General features: G+C 64.8%; 11 protein-coding genes. 7 read left to right on the top strand and 4 right to left on the bottom strand.

Features of this window, described 5'->3' with window-relative positions; translation table 11 throughout:
* Nucleotides 1-151: 151 nt before the first annotated feature.
* Together C493_RS07855 and C493_RS07850 are read left to right on the top strand one after the other, a co-directional pair.
* Entirely contained in the window at nt 152-994 is an 843-nt protein-coding gene (locus C493_RS07855; RefSeq protein ID WP_007258897.1) for an inositol monophosphatase family protein, read from the top strand.
* 111 nt (nt 995-1,105) lie between these two features.
* Nucleotides 1,106-2,197: a DUF63 family protein gene (locus C493_RS07850; RefSeq protein ID WP_007258896.1), complete on the top strand. Its 1,092-nt coding sequence runs from the start codon at nt 1,106-1,108 to the stop codon at nt 2,195-2,197.
* A 32-nt stretch (nt 2,198-2,229) separates the two neighbouring features.
* Here C493_RS07850 and C493_RS07845 read toward each other — a convergent pair whose 3' ends face one another.
* Together C493_RS07845 and C493_RS07840 are read right to left on the bottom strand one after the other, a co-directional pair.
* A complete protein-coding gene (locus C493_RS07845) occupies nt 2,230-3,399 on the bottom strand; it encodes a zinc-dependent alcohol dehydrogenase (RefSeq protein ID WP_007258895.1) in 1,170 nt (389 codons plus the stop codon).
* 120 nt (nt 3,400-3,519) lie between these two features.
* Nucleotides 3,520-5,058: a TrkH family potassium uptake protein gene (locus tag C493_RS07840; RefSeq protein ID WP_007258894.1), complete on the bottom strand. Its 1,539-nt coding sequence runs from the start codon at nt 5,056-5,058 to the stop codon at nt 3,520-3,522.
* A 235-nt stretch (nt 5,059-5,293) separates the two neighbouring features.
* Between C493_RS07840 and C493_RS07835 the strand changes: the two genes are divergently transcribed.
* Complete coding sequence (locus tag C493_RS07835) at nt 5,294-5,503, top strand: hypothetical protein (protein WP_007258893.1); 210 nt, start codon at nt 5,294-5,296, stop codon at nt 5,501-5,503.
* Nucleotides 5,504-5,785: 282 nt separating this feature from the next.
* Nucleotides 5,786-8,137, top strand: coding sequence for an amino acid permease (locus C493_RS07830; protein WP_007258892.1), 2,352 nt, complete (start codon nt 5,786-5,788; stop codon nt 8,135-8,137).
* A gap of 417 nt (nt 8,138-8,554) precedes the next feature.
* Here C493_RS07830 and C493_RS07825 read toward each other — a convergent pair whose 3' ends face one another.
* Both C493_RS07825 and C493_RS07820 read right to left on the bottom strand, forming a co-directional pair.
* Entirely contained in the window at nt 8,555-10,843 is a 2,289-nt protein-coding gene (locus tag C493_RS07825; protein WP_007258891.1) for an amino acid permease, read from the bottom strand.
* Nucleotides 10,844-11,023: 180 nt separating this feature from the next.
* The gene (locus tag C493_RS07820; RefSeq protein WP_007258890.1) at nt 11,024-11,767 is read right to left on the bottom strand and encodes an Lrp/AsnC family transcriptional regulator; all 744 of its coding nucleotides are present in this window, start codon (nt 11,765-11,767) and stop codon (nt 11,024-11,026) included.
* A gap of 237 nt (nt 11,768-12,004) precedes the next feature.
* Here C493_RS07820 and C493_RS07815 point away from each other — a divergent pair, with 237 nt between their 5' ends.
* From C493_RS07815 to C493_RS07805, 3 genes are read left to right on the top strand one after another with little or no spacing between them, the layout of a single operon-like run.
* On the top strand, nt 12,005-12,457 hold the full coding sequence (locus C493_RS07815) for a universal stress protein (RefSeq protein WP_007258889.1): 453 nt from the start codon (nt 12,005-12,007) through the stop codon (nt 12,455-12,457).
* The gene (locus C493_RS07810) at nt 12,396-13,157 is read left to right on the top strand and encodes a potassium channel family protein (RefSeq protein ID WP_275039828.1); all 762 of its coding nucleotides are present in this window, start codon (nt 12,396-12,398) and stop codon (nt 13,155-13,157) included. Before C493_RS07815 ends, C493_RS07810 begins: the two co-directional genes overlap by 62 nt.
* Nucleotides 13,154-14,701: a TrkH family potassium uptake protein gene (locus tag C493_RS07805; protein WP_007258887.1), complete on the top strand. Its 1,548-nt coding sequence runs from the start codon at nt 13,154-13,156 to the stop codon at nt 14,699-14,701. The genes C493_RS07810 and C493_RS07805 overlap by 4 nt, the downstream gene beginning before the upstream one ends.
* Nucleotide 14,702: the final 1 nt, after the last annotated feature.

The raw sequence follows: 14,702 nt of genomic DNA, 5'->3' as shown, positions 1-14,702 counted from the left end.
AGGCGGCCCAATACGGCCGATATCGGCTCTTCGATGAGCGGGATCAGCGTCCGGACCAGCGACCCGACGGGCTCGAGTGAGCGGCGAAGTGCAGACGAACTCGACGGCTGGAAGTGCAACCGCTTTTCACCGTGTCGGACCGATTCCACCCATGACCGACCCTGACGCGGATGCGGATGCAGAGACGGAACCGGACGCGGACGCCCGACGAGCGAGCGTCGCCGCCAGCGCGGCCCGTGCGGGCGCCGACGTGGCGGCGGCGTCCTTCCGAACCGATCTCGAGGTCGAGTACAAGGACGGCAAGACGGACGTCGTCACGCAGATCGACCGCGCCGCTCAGCGGCGGGTGATCGAGGAGATCGAGGCGGCTTTCCCCGACGAACCGATCGTCGGCGAGGAGGCGGACGCGCTGAAGGCGGTCCCCGAGTCGGGCTCGGCCTGGATCGTCGATCCGATCGACGGGACGAACAACTACGTCAACGGTATCCGAGCGTTCGGAACGGCCGTCGCCGCGGTCCGCGACGGGGAGCCGATCGGGGCCGCGACGGTCTGTCCGGCGCTGGGAGACGCCTACCGCGTCGGCCCGACGGGGGCGTTTCGCAACGGCGAGCCCCTCTCGGTCAGCGAGGTCGACGATCCCGAGGCCGGCACCGTCTGTCCGACCTACTGGTGGGACCACGACGAGCGCGATCAGTACGCGACCGCGAGTCGGGCCGTCGTCGAACGCTTCGGCGACATGCGTCGCTTCGGCTGTGCGCAACTCGAGCTCGCGATGGTCGCCGCGGGCGCCCTCGAGGGGACGATGACGAACCTGCGTGCGAACCCGTGGGACACGGTCGCCGGCGTCGCGATGGTGCGTGCGGCCGGCGGCACCGTGACGGATCTCGAGGGCGAGCGCTGGCGCCACGACAGCGAGGGGCTGGTCGCCTCGAACGGCGCGCTTCACGCGGACGTGCTGGCGGCGACGCGGGAGATCGACGCCGCACTCGAGTGACGACGGCGGAGACGGGGGCGACTCGAGCGGGCCGACACCCTTCGATACTCGACTATCAGCGCTTGCAGAAAATCGGAAAGCGTTAAGCGGCCGCCGTTCCGGATATCGGGTATGGACGAGTATATCGAGCGGTACGGGGCCGTCCGTATCTGGGCCGCGACCGTCGTTCTTCTGGCCGTCGGCGTGACGGCCGCCGCCCTGTTGTTCCCCCAGCGGGTCTACGTCGACATCATCTGGCAGTACTACTGGGGGCCGGTCGTTGCAGACGCCCACGGCTGGAGCAGCGGAATCGCCTGGGCCGACGGGGAACAGGTCCACATCAGCGAGGCCGGACCCGACGACGGACCGTTCGCTGAACCCGGCTACACGTTCGTCTCCTACGCGGGCTACATTCCGACGCTGATCCTGGGAGCCATCGGGCTGCTCTTTTTGATCCGGCGTCTCGACATTCAGCGCTACCGCGCGGGCTTTTACGCGCTGTTTCCGTTCATGCTGTTCGGGGGTGCGCTGCGGACCGTCGAGGACGCGAACGTCGCCGCCTACCGCGACACGGGCGAGCTCGCGATCGAACTCCCGTGGTCCGGATTCTTGATTAGTCCGCTGATCTACTTCCTCGTCGCCGCACTGGCGGCGATCGCCGTTATCGTCTCGGTCTGGCTCGACCGAAACGACTACGTTTCGGGCTACGAGTACCCGTTGGCGGGAATCGGAACTGGATTGCTCGCGGTCACGCTCGCGTTCCTCGGCTACACGGCGACCCAGGAGTACGCGACCTTCTACCCGTGGCTCCTGTTGACGACGCTCGTCGGGGCGACGGTCGCGACGTGGCTCACGTGGGAAGCGATCAAGCGCTTCGCTCCCGAGATCAACGCGGGCACCGGGTTCATGGGCGCGGTCGTTATCTGGGCCCACGCGGTTGACGGCGTCGCGAACGTCATCGGTCTCGACTACGCGACGTTTTTCGGCCACGCGAGTAACCTCGCGCCGAAACACCCCGTCAACGCGGCGATCGTCGACACCATGGGCGCGGCCTGGCCGTTCCTGTTCGTCAAACTCGCCGCCGCCGTCTTCGTCGTCTGGATCTTCAACGAGGAAATCTTCGACGAGAACCCGCGCTTTGCGATCCTGATGCTGATCACCGTCGTCGCCGTCGGACTCGGCCCCGGGACTCGAGACATGCTCCGGGCGACGTTCGGGATCTGATCGCCGCCGAACGGTTCGTTTCGGTCCGTCCGTCAGGGCGTCAGCATCACCTTGATACACTCGTCGTCTTTTCGGTTGAACGTGTCGTAGAGCTCCGGCCCCGACGTCAGCGGCTCCTCGTGTGAGATGACGAACGAGGGATCGATCTCGCCGTCCTCGATCTTCTCGAGTAACGGATCGAGGTAGCGCTGGACGTGGGTCTGGCCGGTCTTGATCGTCAGCGCCTTGTTCATCATCGGCCCGAGCGGCACGTTGTCGCCCTCGCGGAGGTAGACGCCCGGAACGGAGATCGTGCCGCCTTTCCGACAGCACTTGATCGCCTGGCGGAGGACGTGGACGCGGTCGTCCTGCAGGTGCATCTCCTGTTTGACCTTCTCGGTGACGCCCTTGAGACCCGTCCCGTGGGCCTCCGTGCCGACGGCGTCGATACACCGATCGGGACCGCGGTCGCCGGTCATCTCCATCAGCCGGTCGTAGACGTCCTCGTGTTCGAAGTTGATGGTCTCCGCGTCGCCGTGCGAACTGGCCATATCCAGGCGCTCCTGAATCCTGTCGATGGCGATCACGCGATTCGCGCCGAGCATCCAGGCGCTCTGGATGGCGAACTGGCCGACCGGGCCACAGCCCCAGACGGCGACCGTATCCTCGGGCTCAATCTCGGCGTTTTCGGCGGCCATGTAGCCCGTGGGGAAGATATCGGAGAGAAACAGCACCTGCTCGTCGGGGAGGTCCGACTCGATTTTCACGGGGCCAACGTCGGCGTAGGGCACCCGCAGGTACTCCGCCTGCCCGCCCGCGTAGCCGCCGAGCAGGTGCGAGAACCCGAGCAGGCCCGCCGGCGAGTGGCCCATCGCCTTGCGGGCCACCTCGGCGTTCGGGTTCGAGTTGTCGCACAGCGAGTACATATCCTCGCCGCAGAACCAGCAGGAGCCACAGCCGATCGTAAAGGGGACGACGACGCGGTCGCCGACCTCGAGCGTCTCGACCTCGTCGCCGACCTCGACGACCTCGCCCATCGGTTCGTGACCCAGCACGTCGCCTTCCCGCATCCCGGGCATGTAGCCGTTGTAGAGGTGGAGATCGGAGCCGCAGATCGCCGTCGCTGTAATCTCGATCACCGCGTCGCTCGGGTTGACGACCTCGGGTTTGGGAACCTCGTCGACGCGGACGTCCTGTTCGCCGTGCCAGGTGAGCGCCTCCATCGTTCCGTCCATATGTCTCACGTGGATCTCTCGCCCAACGAACGGGTAAATCGAGGCCCTGTCTGTGCCAGACCCGAGGTGCGCGATTCAACTCGGCTCGTCACCGAAGCGGCGGTCGAATCACCGCTTCCAGAACGCCCCCGTAAACAGGACGAGCACCGGAATGATCTCGAGGCGGCCGATCCACATGAGAAAGATCATGACGAGCTTCGAGGACGTCGGAAAGTCTCCGTAGCCACCGAACGGACCAACCATGCCAAAGCCCGGACCGATATTGCCGATGGTCGCGATGCTCGCGCTGATCGCCTCGAGGACGGAAAGTTCGAGGCCGACCCGGGCCGCGTCGAGCGCGATGAAGACGGTCGCGACGACGAACGCGAGCAAGAACAGGAGCGTGAATCCGAGCACGCCGCGGACGACGTCTTCGTCGATGACGGCGCCGCCGAGGCGAATTGGCTGCACTGCCGAGGGGTGTGCGGCGGTCGTCAGTTCCCGTCTGGCGACCTTCAAGACGACCAGCCAGCGGATGATCTTGATGCCGCCGCCGGTCGACCCGGCGCTCCCGCCGATGAACATGGCTACCAGCAGGACGACCTTGGCGGTCGAATCCCACTGTTCGAAGTCGCTGGTCGCGTACCCGGTCGAGTTCAACAGGGAGACGATCTGGAACAGGGCGTGGCGGAGCGCGTTTTCGCCGACGCCCTCGGTCGTTCCGCCGAGAGCGCCGAGAGCAGGAGCGGCGCCACCGTACAGTAAGACGCCGAGTAGTCCGCTGAGTACGGCAATCGCACCAGCGTACGTTCGGAACTCCGTGTTCTGCAGAAATCGCGTCGGTTTGTCGTGAAAGACGTACCAGAACAGCGCGAAGTTGGTTCCGGCGACGATCATGAACGGAATGAACACCCACTGGACGACTGCACCGAAGGCCGCAACGCTGTTCGCTTCGGGAGAAAATCCGCCGGTCGGTAGCGTCGTAAATGCGTGTGCGACCGCGTTGTAGAAGGACATGTTCGGCGCCAGCCCGACGAGGTGAAGTCCGTAGAACAGCCCGACGAGGACGATCGTGAAGCCGAAGTAGACGATCCAGAGGATGCGCGCCGTCTCGGCGATCTTCGGCGTGAGCTTCTGCAGTTCCGGACCCGGCGCCTCGAGGCGAACCAACTGGGCGCCGTTGACCGCCAGCTCCGGTAGAATTGCGATCATCAGGACGATGATCCCCATCCCCCCGAGCCATTGAGTGAGCTGGCGCCACATCATGATCGCGTGAGAGTGGTGCTCGACGGAAATCTCTGCCATCACGGTGGCGCCGGTCGTCGTGAATCCGGACATCGACTCGAATACGGCGTTTATCGGCAGCCTGAGCGCCGATTCGGTCCCGTAGCCTGCAAGAAGATACGGAATCGCCCCGACGAGCGCAACCGCAAACCAGGCGAGCGCGACGAGCAGCATCGCTTCCCGCGGCCGCAGGTCCGGATCGGGCTCGAGTCGCTCGAAGGCCTCCCCGATAGCGACGGTGATCGCGATCGCCGCGACGAAGACGAGGATGTCCTCCCGGTAGACGATCGCGACCGCCAGCGGGACCAACAGCGCCAGCGCGATATACTTGAGGACGGTGCCCGTGAGCGAGACGCTCGCCCGCCAATCGACGCGGAGGCTCACGCTTTCACGCCCGACTTCGACTGGTCGGAAAGCACGGGACCATCGACTGTTTGCCGATACATAATCCCACCGAATAGGCCTTCCCTATTACCGTTATCCATTATAAGTACGTTTTTTCGATTCCTCAGTATCGCCGTCTTTCGATCGCGGTCGAGTTGGCGATGTGCGACGGGCCGTCGACGTGTTTTGTCTGTCGGGCGAGTAACTATATGGATCCGACCCGTACGCGTTTTCGATGGGAATTGGTCGACTGCCTAACATCCGTCAGCCGACTTCGTTTTTCGACGTCTTCACGGTGACCGCCGTCTCGATTGCGGTCGTCGCGATCGTACTCACGATCTGGCGCGGCACGATTGTTCGGATCGAAATGGGCGCGTTCATCGTTCTCATCTTTTTATGGGTCGTCTGGGCTGTGACGCAGATCCTCGAGCGGGCGGCGAAGTGATCGCTCGGCCGCGGTCTCCGTCGCTTCCGATACCGTTCTCCCGTCTCCCCCACCGACCTCGAGCGCACACGTCAATAGTTGCCACCGATCAGGATCCGGGAACAAACACCGGAAATATTCCGGTTTCGATACAATCGGCACCGATCGAAAACGGAAGACGAACCTCTTAAGGTTCGAGATTCCATCGGTCACGATACCGAGAGTGTAGCACGCTCTGGATCCAATTATGTTACTCTATACACTGGTGGTCCCTGACGAACGCTCGAAACGGAGGGGACCACGATGAGCGGCGACGAGGAGTTGGCCAAGGACCTCGGGCTCATCTCCGCGCTCGCGATCGGTATCGGGACGATGATCGGCGCGGGGATCTTCGTCCTCCCCGGAATCGCCGCACAGGAGGCGGGTCCGGCGGTCGTCCTCTCGTTTATCATCGGCGGAATGATCGCGATGATCAACGCCTTCTCGGTGAGCGAACTCGGGACGGCGATGCCGAAAGCCGGCGGCGCGTACTACTACATCAACCGCGCGCTCGGACCGCTGTTCGGATCGATCTCCGGAATGGGCGACTGGATCGGGCTCGCGTTCGCCTCGGCGTTCTACAGCATCGGTTTCGGCGGCTACCTCGCCGATCTCCTCGACGGAGTCGTCGTTCCGGTTCCGGGGCTCGGTGAGGTCGCCTTACTGCCGACCATCGCGCTCGGTCCGATCGTTCTCACCGACATCCAGATCGGCGCTGTCATCGCCGGCGCCGTGTTCGTCGGCGTCAACTACATCGGCGCGAAGGAGACCGGCGGCATCCAGACCGCGATCGTCACTGTTTTGCTCGGCCTGCTGACGATCTTCGCCGTCGTCGGCTTCTTCTCGTTCGACTGGGGAACCGTCGCCGCAGACGGTAGCTACGCGCCCGAAGGCGTCGGCGCGATCCTCCCCGGCGCGGCGCTCGTGTTCGTCTCCTACCTCGGCTACGCGAAGATCGCGACGATCGGCGAGGAACTCAAGAATCCCGGCCGGAACCTCCCGATCGCGATCATCGGCAGCGTCGGGATCGTGATGGTCATCTACACGATCCTCGTCGGCATCCTGATGGGCCTGATCCCCCACGAGGAGTTCTTCCTCGACACGGTCGAGAACGCGCCGATGTCCTACGCCGCCGAGATCGTCTTTGACTACCAGCTTCCGGTTCTCGAGTTCTCGCTGCTCGGCGTCGGCGTGACGTCGATCACGATCGCAGCGCTGCTCGCGACCGCGTCGTCGGCGAACGCGTCGATCCTCGCCTCGGCCCGGATCAACTTCGCGATGGGTCGTGACAAGATCGTCTCCGACTCGCTCAACGAGATCCACCCCCGGTTCGCGACGCCGTACCGATCGATCGCCGTCACCGGTGCTATGATCATCATCTTCATCGTCGCGCTCGGCGAGACCGTCGAGATCCTCTCGAGTGCGGCGAGCGTGCTCCACCTGGTCGTCTACGCGCTGATCAACGCCTCGCTGATCGTCTTCCGCGAGACCAATCCGCCGGAGTACGATCCCGACTTCGAGGTGCCGTTTTACCCGTTCCTGCCGATCGCCGGCTTCGTCCTCTCGCTCGCGCTGATCTACTTCATGGACCCGCTCGCGACCGCGATCAGCATGGTGTTCGTCGTCTTCGCGGTCGTCTGGTACTTCGTGTACGCGCGAACCAAGACCGACCGGGAAGGGATCCTGAGCGACTACATCCTTTCGCGATCCGAGGAGATGCCGGACGCCGCGGTTTCGGCCGCAAACGTCGCCAAGCCGGCCGGAAACGAGGACTATACCGTCGTTGTTCCCGTCTCGAATCCGCGGACGGAGTCGCAGCTTCTCTCGCTTGCCAGCGTGGTCGCGAAGGCCAACGACGGCGTCGTCAAGGCCGTCCACATCGTCGAGGTGCCGGATCAGACGCCCCTGCAAGAGGGTTCCGAGCACATCCAGCGGATCGACGAGGAATCACGGGCGCTGATGACGCAAGTTCAAGAGAGCACCACGACCCTCGACGTCCCCGTCGAGGTCCAGACCGTCGTCTCTCACCGCTCGTTCGAGGAGGTCTTCGACACGGCTCGCCGCGAGCAAGCCGACACGGTCGTCATGGGGTGGGGCGGCGACCGCGCCTGGAGCGCCGGCCGCGCCGAACGGCCGCTCGATGAACTCACCCACGACCTACCGTGTGACTTCCTCGTCCTGAACGACCGCGGCCTCGAGCCCGAACGCGTCCTCGTCCCGACCGCGGGCGGTCCGGACTCCGATCTCAGCGCCGAACTGGCATGCTACCTGCGCGACGAGGTCGGCTCCGAGATCACGCTGTTGCACGTCGTCGACGAGGGCGAGCAGGCGGCCGGTGAGGCGTTCCTCAGCGAGTGGGCTGACGACCACGGCCTCGAGGACGCTGCGATCCGCGTCGACACGTCCGCCGACGTCGAGGACGCCATCGCGACGGCCGCTCGCGATCACTCGCTGATCGTCATCGGTGCGACCGAACGCGGCCTGCTCTCGCGGCTGCTGACCGGCTCGCTCGCCTACGACGTCGTCAACGAGGTCGACTGTTCGGTCGTTATGGCCGAGCGGCCGACCGACCGATCGCTGTGGAGTCGACTCTTCGGCGGCTTCGGCGGAGATTAATCGCCCGGTCGCTGGGTGGTGATGCGGTACGTTTCTGTCCGTTTTCCGCAGCCGTCCAGTGTTCCCTCGGTTCCGAGCATCGATCGGCAGCGATCCGACCTGTTCCGCTCACTTTCTCCTGTTGGCGCCCGTTTGAACGGCCGATATCTCTCCTTGGAGCCACCTTGCGATCGATTCGATAGCACCAATTCGAGTCGAGATCGCTCGGCGCGTCTCTCGATCGCCACGGCGATGCTCTGACTTCACGGGAGGGTCGGGTCCCGGCGCTCGCTACTCGGGTCGACGCTCGTCGCTGACGGAGCAGCGGCGGAGCCCGACTGAGAACGGACGACGAAACCGAATTCGGGAATCGGATCCGTCGGGGTACGTTCAGGCCCAGTTTGGACTCGTGATCGAGGCGCCCCCCGGGATCCCCGACTACGATCGCTCGAGTCGCTGGATGATCGCCTGTCGGAACGTCCGGGGTGTGCGTTGCTCTCCGCGAGCCATGATAACCGTTCCGTCGCTCTCGGTGACGATCCGCTGCGGGATCGAACCGTACAGGGCCTGGGCGACGGTGCTGGTACCGGTTGCGCCGACGACGACGGCGTCGTACTCGGCGACCGCGCCGACGAGCGTGTCCTGAATCTCGTCCGCGACGACGACGCGGGACTGGTATTCGTCGTCCCTCAGTAGCGCCTCGTCGGCGACGTCTTCGATCGTCTCGTGGCCGACGTCGTCGGGATCGATCTCGGCTTCCTCGTCCGGTTCGGGCTGAACGTTCAACAGCGTGAGTGTACTGTCGGGGAACGCTCGGTGCAGTTCGCCTGCCCGCCGCGCCGAGGTCGACGCGTTCGGTCCGGTGCCGGCGAGCGTGACGATGTCGTCCGGCGACTCGGTGGGATCTTTGACCAGCGTTACGTCACACGGCGCCCGCTCGAGCAGCGGGTCGATCGTCGAGCCGAAGATCACGTCCCGCCGCCGGCGCTCGCCGGCCCACCCGAGCAGGATGTGGTCGGCGTCCTCCTCGTCGACGACGTTCAGGAGCGTGTCGCCGGCGCTGCGGCCGACGATCGCTCGCGTTCGGATCGACACGTCGAGGTCCTCGGCGACGTCGCGGGCGGTGTCGAGCAGTTGTCGCTGGCGATCGACGCGTTCTTCCTCGAACTCGATCTGTGCCGGCGAGGTCTGTGGCGGCACTTCGATAACGTTGACGGCGACGAGTTCGCCCGCGACGTCTTCGCCCGCGGCGCTCGCGGCGGCGTACTTCAGCAGCGGTCGTTCGGTTTCGGGGTTCGAGACGGGGACGACGACGCGGTAGGCGTCGCCCTCGACGGCTTCCGGCGTCTGGGGCGCGACGGCCTCGCCGATCAGCGTCGTCGAGATCGCCTGTTCTTTCGCGTAGAACCGGTACCAGAGAACGCCGACGAGAACGATTCCGAGGCCGATCGCCTGCACGACCGTCGCCATCTGGAGCATAACACCGATACAGGCCAGAAAGCCGACGAACGGAACGACGGGGTACAGCGCCGAGGGGATCCGGAAGTCCGGATCGTACTCGTCGGGATCCGCCCGCCGCAAAACGACGACCGCGGCGTGGACGAGCGCGTAGGTGATGAGGAACATGAAACTCGCCACGTCCGCGAGCGTGTCGATCGGCAGCGGGCTCGCGATGAGCGCGAGGATGACGGCACCGGTCGCGAGGATCGCCCGGTAGGGCGTCCGATACTCGTCGTGGATCTTGTTGAGCCAGTTCGTGAGGATCTTGTCCCGTCCCATCGCGAAGTTGACCCGCGCGGCCGAGAGGATCGACGCGTTGGCCGACGAGATCGTCGCCAGCACCGCCCCGGCGATCATCAGTATCGAGCCGACGGTCGCGAACTCGAGGGTGTACTCGCCGAGGGCGAGCGCGCCGAACTGCCCGGCGGCCTCGGCGGCCACGTCGGCGACCGGAACGTCCGAGGCGGCCAGCTCCGGAACCGGCAGCGTTCCCGTGCTGACGAGCATGACCAGCACGTAGAGGATCGTCGGCGTGACGACGGCTGCGATCATCGACAGCGGGAGGTTCCGGCCGGGATCCTCGATCTCCTCGGCGCTGGTCGCGATCACTTCGAAACCGATGAAGGTGACGAACACCGTCCCCGCCGTGGCCGCGACGACCGGCCACCCCTCGCCCTCGCGGACGAACGGATCGAGCAAGTCCGGATTGATCGCCAGCAATCCGACGAGGATGAAGACGATGATGAGGCCGACCAGCAGGATGACGATGACGTTCTGCAACGAGCCCGTCTCCTTGACCCCGCGGTAGTTGATCGCGACGAGCAGCGAGGCCATCACCAGCCCGGCCAGAATGACCGCCAGTGCGTCGGAAGGCTGATCGAGCAGATACTGTCCGAAGCCGAGCATGTAGAACGCGGTCGCGAACATCAACCCGGCCCACATTCCCCAGCCGACGATCGTCCCGAAGAAACTGCCCAGCGCGTGGTTGACGTAGTAGTAGCTGCCGCCGGCCTTCGGCATCCCCGTGGCCAGTTCCGACAGCGATAGCGCCGCCAGCAGGGCGACGACCCCGCCGATCACGAACGATATCATACTCGCCGGTCCGGCGCTGTCGGCAACGATTCCCGGCAGCACGAAGATACCGGCGCCGATCATCGTTCCCAACCCGAGCGTGTAGGCCTCGAGGAAGCCGAGATCACGGGCGAGTTCCTGGTCGGAGTCAGCCATGCCCGATCACACCCCGCCGGCGCTGCTGTCGCCGCATCGACGTGACCGAGATGTCGACCGCGACCGTTTTCGATTCCGTAGCGTTACCCATATACTCGCTCCTGATTCGTCGCTCCGAAATAAGTGTGGTGACTAAAGAGTAGATATCGGTGCTGTAATTACGGCTTCAAAAATAAGAAGCTAGTCAGATTCGGTTTCGAAAACGTCGAAGATCGATTCCGCGACGCCGCCTCGCGAGAGCACCGTCAGGATGTCGCCGGCCCGGATCTCGCTCTCGCCGGTGGGCGTGAGCACGTCGTCGTCTCGCTCGATCGACACGACGAGGACGCCCTCCTCGAGCAGGTCCTCGTGACCGGCCTCCGCCAGCGTCATCCCGGCGATCGGCGCCTCCTCGTCGACGGTGAGTTCGACGACCTCGTTACCTCCGGCGAGACTGATGTAATCGGAGAACTGCTGGTGGGTTTCGTTCGGACCGAAGGGGTGGTAGGGCTGGAACTGCTCGGTCCGGAGGAGTTTTTCGTCTTCGATTTCGATCCCCAGCGCCGTGAGCTCTCGTGCGACGTCGTTGATCGCATCCGCGTTTTCGCCGACGGCGAGAACGTGGAGGTTCTCCTCGCCGGCCATCAGTTCGCGGACGTTGACGACGCCGGTGATCGTTCGGGCCTGCTGGGCGAGGCGCACGCGGTCCTCGATCGGAACCGTCGCCACGTAGAGGGTCGTGAGCATCTCGTCGGCCGCCTCGAAGTCGACGTTCGCGTGGTAGCCGCTGATGATTCCGGCCTCCTCGAGTTGGTCGATTCGATTGCGGATCGTCGCGGGAGAGACGCCGACCTCGTCGGCGATCATCGGTGCGGAGGTGTTGCGCGCGTCGTCCATCAGCGCGTGGATGATACGCTTGTTCACGTCGTCCAGCCGAATGCTCATAGCCGTGCGTACGTCCACGGGCTTGAAGGCTCCTGCTCTTTGCTCGCCGACTGCGCCTCAGCGTTGCTACACCGCGGCAGCTGCTGGGGAAATATCTATTGACTACTTTGCTTAAGGTGGGCTTGTTGAATCCTGAATATCGATGGGTATATATTACTGAATCCTGAACTAGGCCGATGGCACACGCATGTCGGATCGACAACGAAACGAGCGGCCGAAACGCGGACGGAGGGGTCCATGACGACCGACTTCGTGGCACACACGGTCGTACCGATCGCCAACGAAGATGACGCGAACGCGACCTGTGATGCACTCGAGGCGGCGGTCGACGACTCGGTCGAACTCCTCACCGTCGTCCACGTCATCGAAAAGACCGAGGGGTACATGGACAAGGCACCGCTCGAGGCGCGCCAGCAGCAGGCCGAACGGATCTTTTCGATCGTCGAGGACCGGTTCGCCGACGGGCCGCCGATTCGACGCGAACTCAGGTACGGCACCGACGTCGTCGACGAAATCCTCGCGGCAGCCGCCGAGGTGGACGCTACCGCGATCGGGTTCGCCACGGCGCCGAGCGGTCGACTCCGCCGCCTGCTGTCGGGCGACGACTCGTACAGACTGATCACCGAGAGTGAACAGCCGGTCGTCGTCTTCTCGCGGCTCGGGACGGACGACGACTCGAGCGACCGCTGATTGCAGTCACACGAACGGAGAGAATCCAATGTACATCGTTATCATCGGCGCAGGGAGCATCGGCTCGAACCTGATCGATCTCGCGGTCCGCGACGGCAACGACGTCGTCGTCATCGAGCGCGACGAGGAGCGCGCGAACGGCGTCGCCGCCGAGTACGACTGTCTCGTGCTCAACGCGGACGCGACGAAAAACGGAACGCTGGTCGACGCCGAGATCGACCGGGCGGACGCCGTCATCTCGACGACCGACGTCGACGCGGTCAACATCATGGTGATGTTACTAGCGCAAGAACACGACGTTCCGAACCTCGTCAGCGTCGTTCACGACACCGAGAACCTGCCGGTCTTCGAGAAGATCGGCGTCACGCTCATCGAGAACCCACAGCGACTGATCGCCGATTATCTCTACCACTCGGTACGATATCCGGGCGTCAGCGACTTCGTCGACCTCGACGACGAGACCGAACTCGTCGAACTAACCGTCGCCGAGGACGCCCCCATGAGCGACCAGCCCCTCGAGCGGGCGAACGAAACCGGGGCGTTACCCGAGGGCTGTCTCGTCGTCGCACTCAAGCGAGGCGAGGAAATCCGGGCGCCGCGCGGGGAGACGACGATCAGGGCGGGAGACCAGGTGACGGTCTTTACCGACGACGCGGCGCTGTCGGACGCGGTCGCGGCGTTTACGGGCGATCGCGCATGAGGGTCCAGTATCGGGTCGTCGGCCGGGACCTCGGTCGGATTCTGCAGGTGGTCTCGCTCATGCTGGTCGTCTCGATCCCGATCGCCGCCGTCAACCGCGAGTTCTACGCGGTGCCCGCCTTCGCCGTCTCGGCGCTCGTAATGGGCGGAATCGGGATCGCCCTCGCTCGTCGGTACCGCGACGCCGGCGAGATGGGCCGCCTCGAGGCCATGGTGACGGCAGCTTCCGCGTGGGGGGCGATCGGCGTCCTCGGCGGCCTGCCGTTTCTGCTGATCGCGTGGACGATCGCGGTCGACCCCTTCCCCGCGTGGGCGAACACGCCCGCGATGACCGACACGGTCGACGTCTTTCGCCACCCGCTGAACGGGATCTTCGAGAGTATCAGCGGCTTCACCAGCACGGGGCTGACGATGGCCGCGATCGAGGAGGAACTGCCGCGGTCGCTCCACTGGTGGCGTTCCTTCACCGAGTGGATCGGCGGCGTCGGCGTCATCGTCCTCACCGTCGCCATCCTCGCCCGACCCGGAAGCGGCTCGCTCACGCTCTACGAGAGCGAGGCCCGCTCGGAGAAGATCCATCCCAGTATCGTCTCGACGGTTACAGAGATCTGGAAGCTCTATCTCGGCTTCACGATCGCCGCGATCGCGCTGTTTCTCGCGGTCGGGATGCCCCTCTGGGGCGCGGTCAACCACGCGATGACCGCCATCGCGACCGGCGGGTTCTCGATCCACGCCGACTCGATCGGCCACTACGGCAGCCCGCTGATCGAGTACGCCGTCGTTCCCGTGATGGTCGCCGGCTCCATCGCGTTTCCGATCCACTACCTGATCCTCAAGGGCGAACTGCGGAACTTCTACGCCGACCTCCAGACCCGCTGGGTGTTCGGCTGGTTCGCCGTCGGTGCAATCGTCTTAACCGCGCTCCTCTGGCTGAACGGCCAGTACGACTCCCTCGAAGAGACGTTTCGGATCGGACTGTTCCAGTTCGTCTCCGCGACATCGAACACCGGGTTCGGGACGGCGACGATCGGCGGCGGGACGGAGCAGGTCTGGACCGCCGGCGCGACGCTGTTCGTCTGCCTGGGAATGCTCACCGGCGCCGCCGCCGGGTCGACCGTCGGCGGGCTGAAACTGATCCGCGTCGCCACCCTCCTCAAGGGGACGCTCTGGCAGGTCAAGAGCGTCTTCTCGCCGGACGCGGCGATCCGACGGCTGCGGCTCGGAAAACGAACGCTCGATTCGGAGCAGGCCGAACGCGAGTACACCGAGGCCACGGTCGTCTTCGTCCTCTGGATCGCCTTCCTGATCGTCGGCGTCGCCGTCCTCCTCTGGACGCTGTCGGCCGAGTATCCCCTCGAGTACGTCATCTTCGACGTGATGAGCGCACAGAGCAACGTCGGACTCGACGCCGGAATCACCGCCCCGGAGATGCCCGACGCCGCGAAGGTAATGCTGATCTTCAACATGTGGATCGGGCGCCTCGAGATCATCCCGATCGCGGTACTACTGGGCGCGATCTTCCGGCGGCTCGATCTCTACCGCTGAC

Source organism: Natronolimnohabitans innermongolicus JCM 12255 (assembly GCF_000337215.1).
Lineage (GTDB): Archaea > Halobacteriota > Halobacteria > Halobacteriales > Natrialbaceae > Natronolimnohabitans > Natronolimnohabitans innermongolicus.
Note: the sequence above shows the minus strand (reverse complement) of the source record. Positions and strands in the feature narration are given on the sequence as shown.

Coding starts and splice junctions, on each gene's coding strand:
- C493_RS07820 (WP_007258890.1), bottom strand. CDS start 11,767: ATGAGCATTCGGCTGGACGACGTGAACAAGCGTATCATCCACGCGCTG.
- C493_RS07805 (WP_007258887.1), top strand. CDS start 13,154: ATGAGGGTCCAGTATCGGGTCGTCGGCCGGGACCTCGGTCGGATTCTG.
- C493_RS07815 (WP_007258889.1), top strand. CDS start 12,005: ATGACGACCGACTTCGTGGCACACACGGTCGTACCGATCGCCAACGAA.
- C493_RS07825 (WP_007258891.1), bottom strand. CDS start 10,843: ATGGCTGACTCCGACCAGGAACTCGCCCGTGATCTCGGCTTCCTCGAG.
- C493_RS07850 (WP_007258896.1), top strand. CDS start 1,106: ATGGACGAGTATATCGAGCGGTACGGGGCCGTCCGTATCTGGGCCGCG.
- C493_RS07830 (WP_007258892.1), top strand. CDS start 5,786: ATGAGCGGCGACGAGGAGTTGGCCAAGGACCTCGGGCTCATCTCCGCG.
- C493_RS07855 (WP_007258897.1), top strand. CDS start 152: ATGACCGACCCTGACGCGGATGCGGATGCAGAGACGGAACCGGACGCG.
- C493_RS07835 (WP_007258893.1), top strand. CDS start 5,294: ATGGGAATTGGTCGACTGCCTAACATCCGTCAGCCGACTTCGTTTTTC.
- C493_RS07845 (WP_007258895.1), bottom strand. CDS start 3,399: ATGGAGGCGCTCACCTGGCACGGCGAACAGGACGTCCGCGTCGACGAG.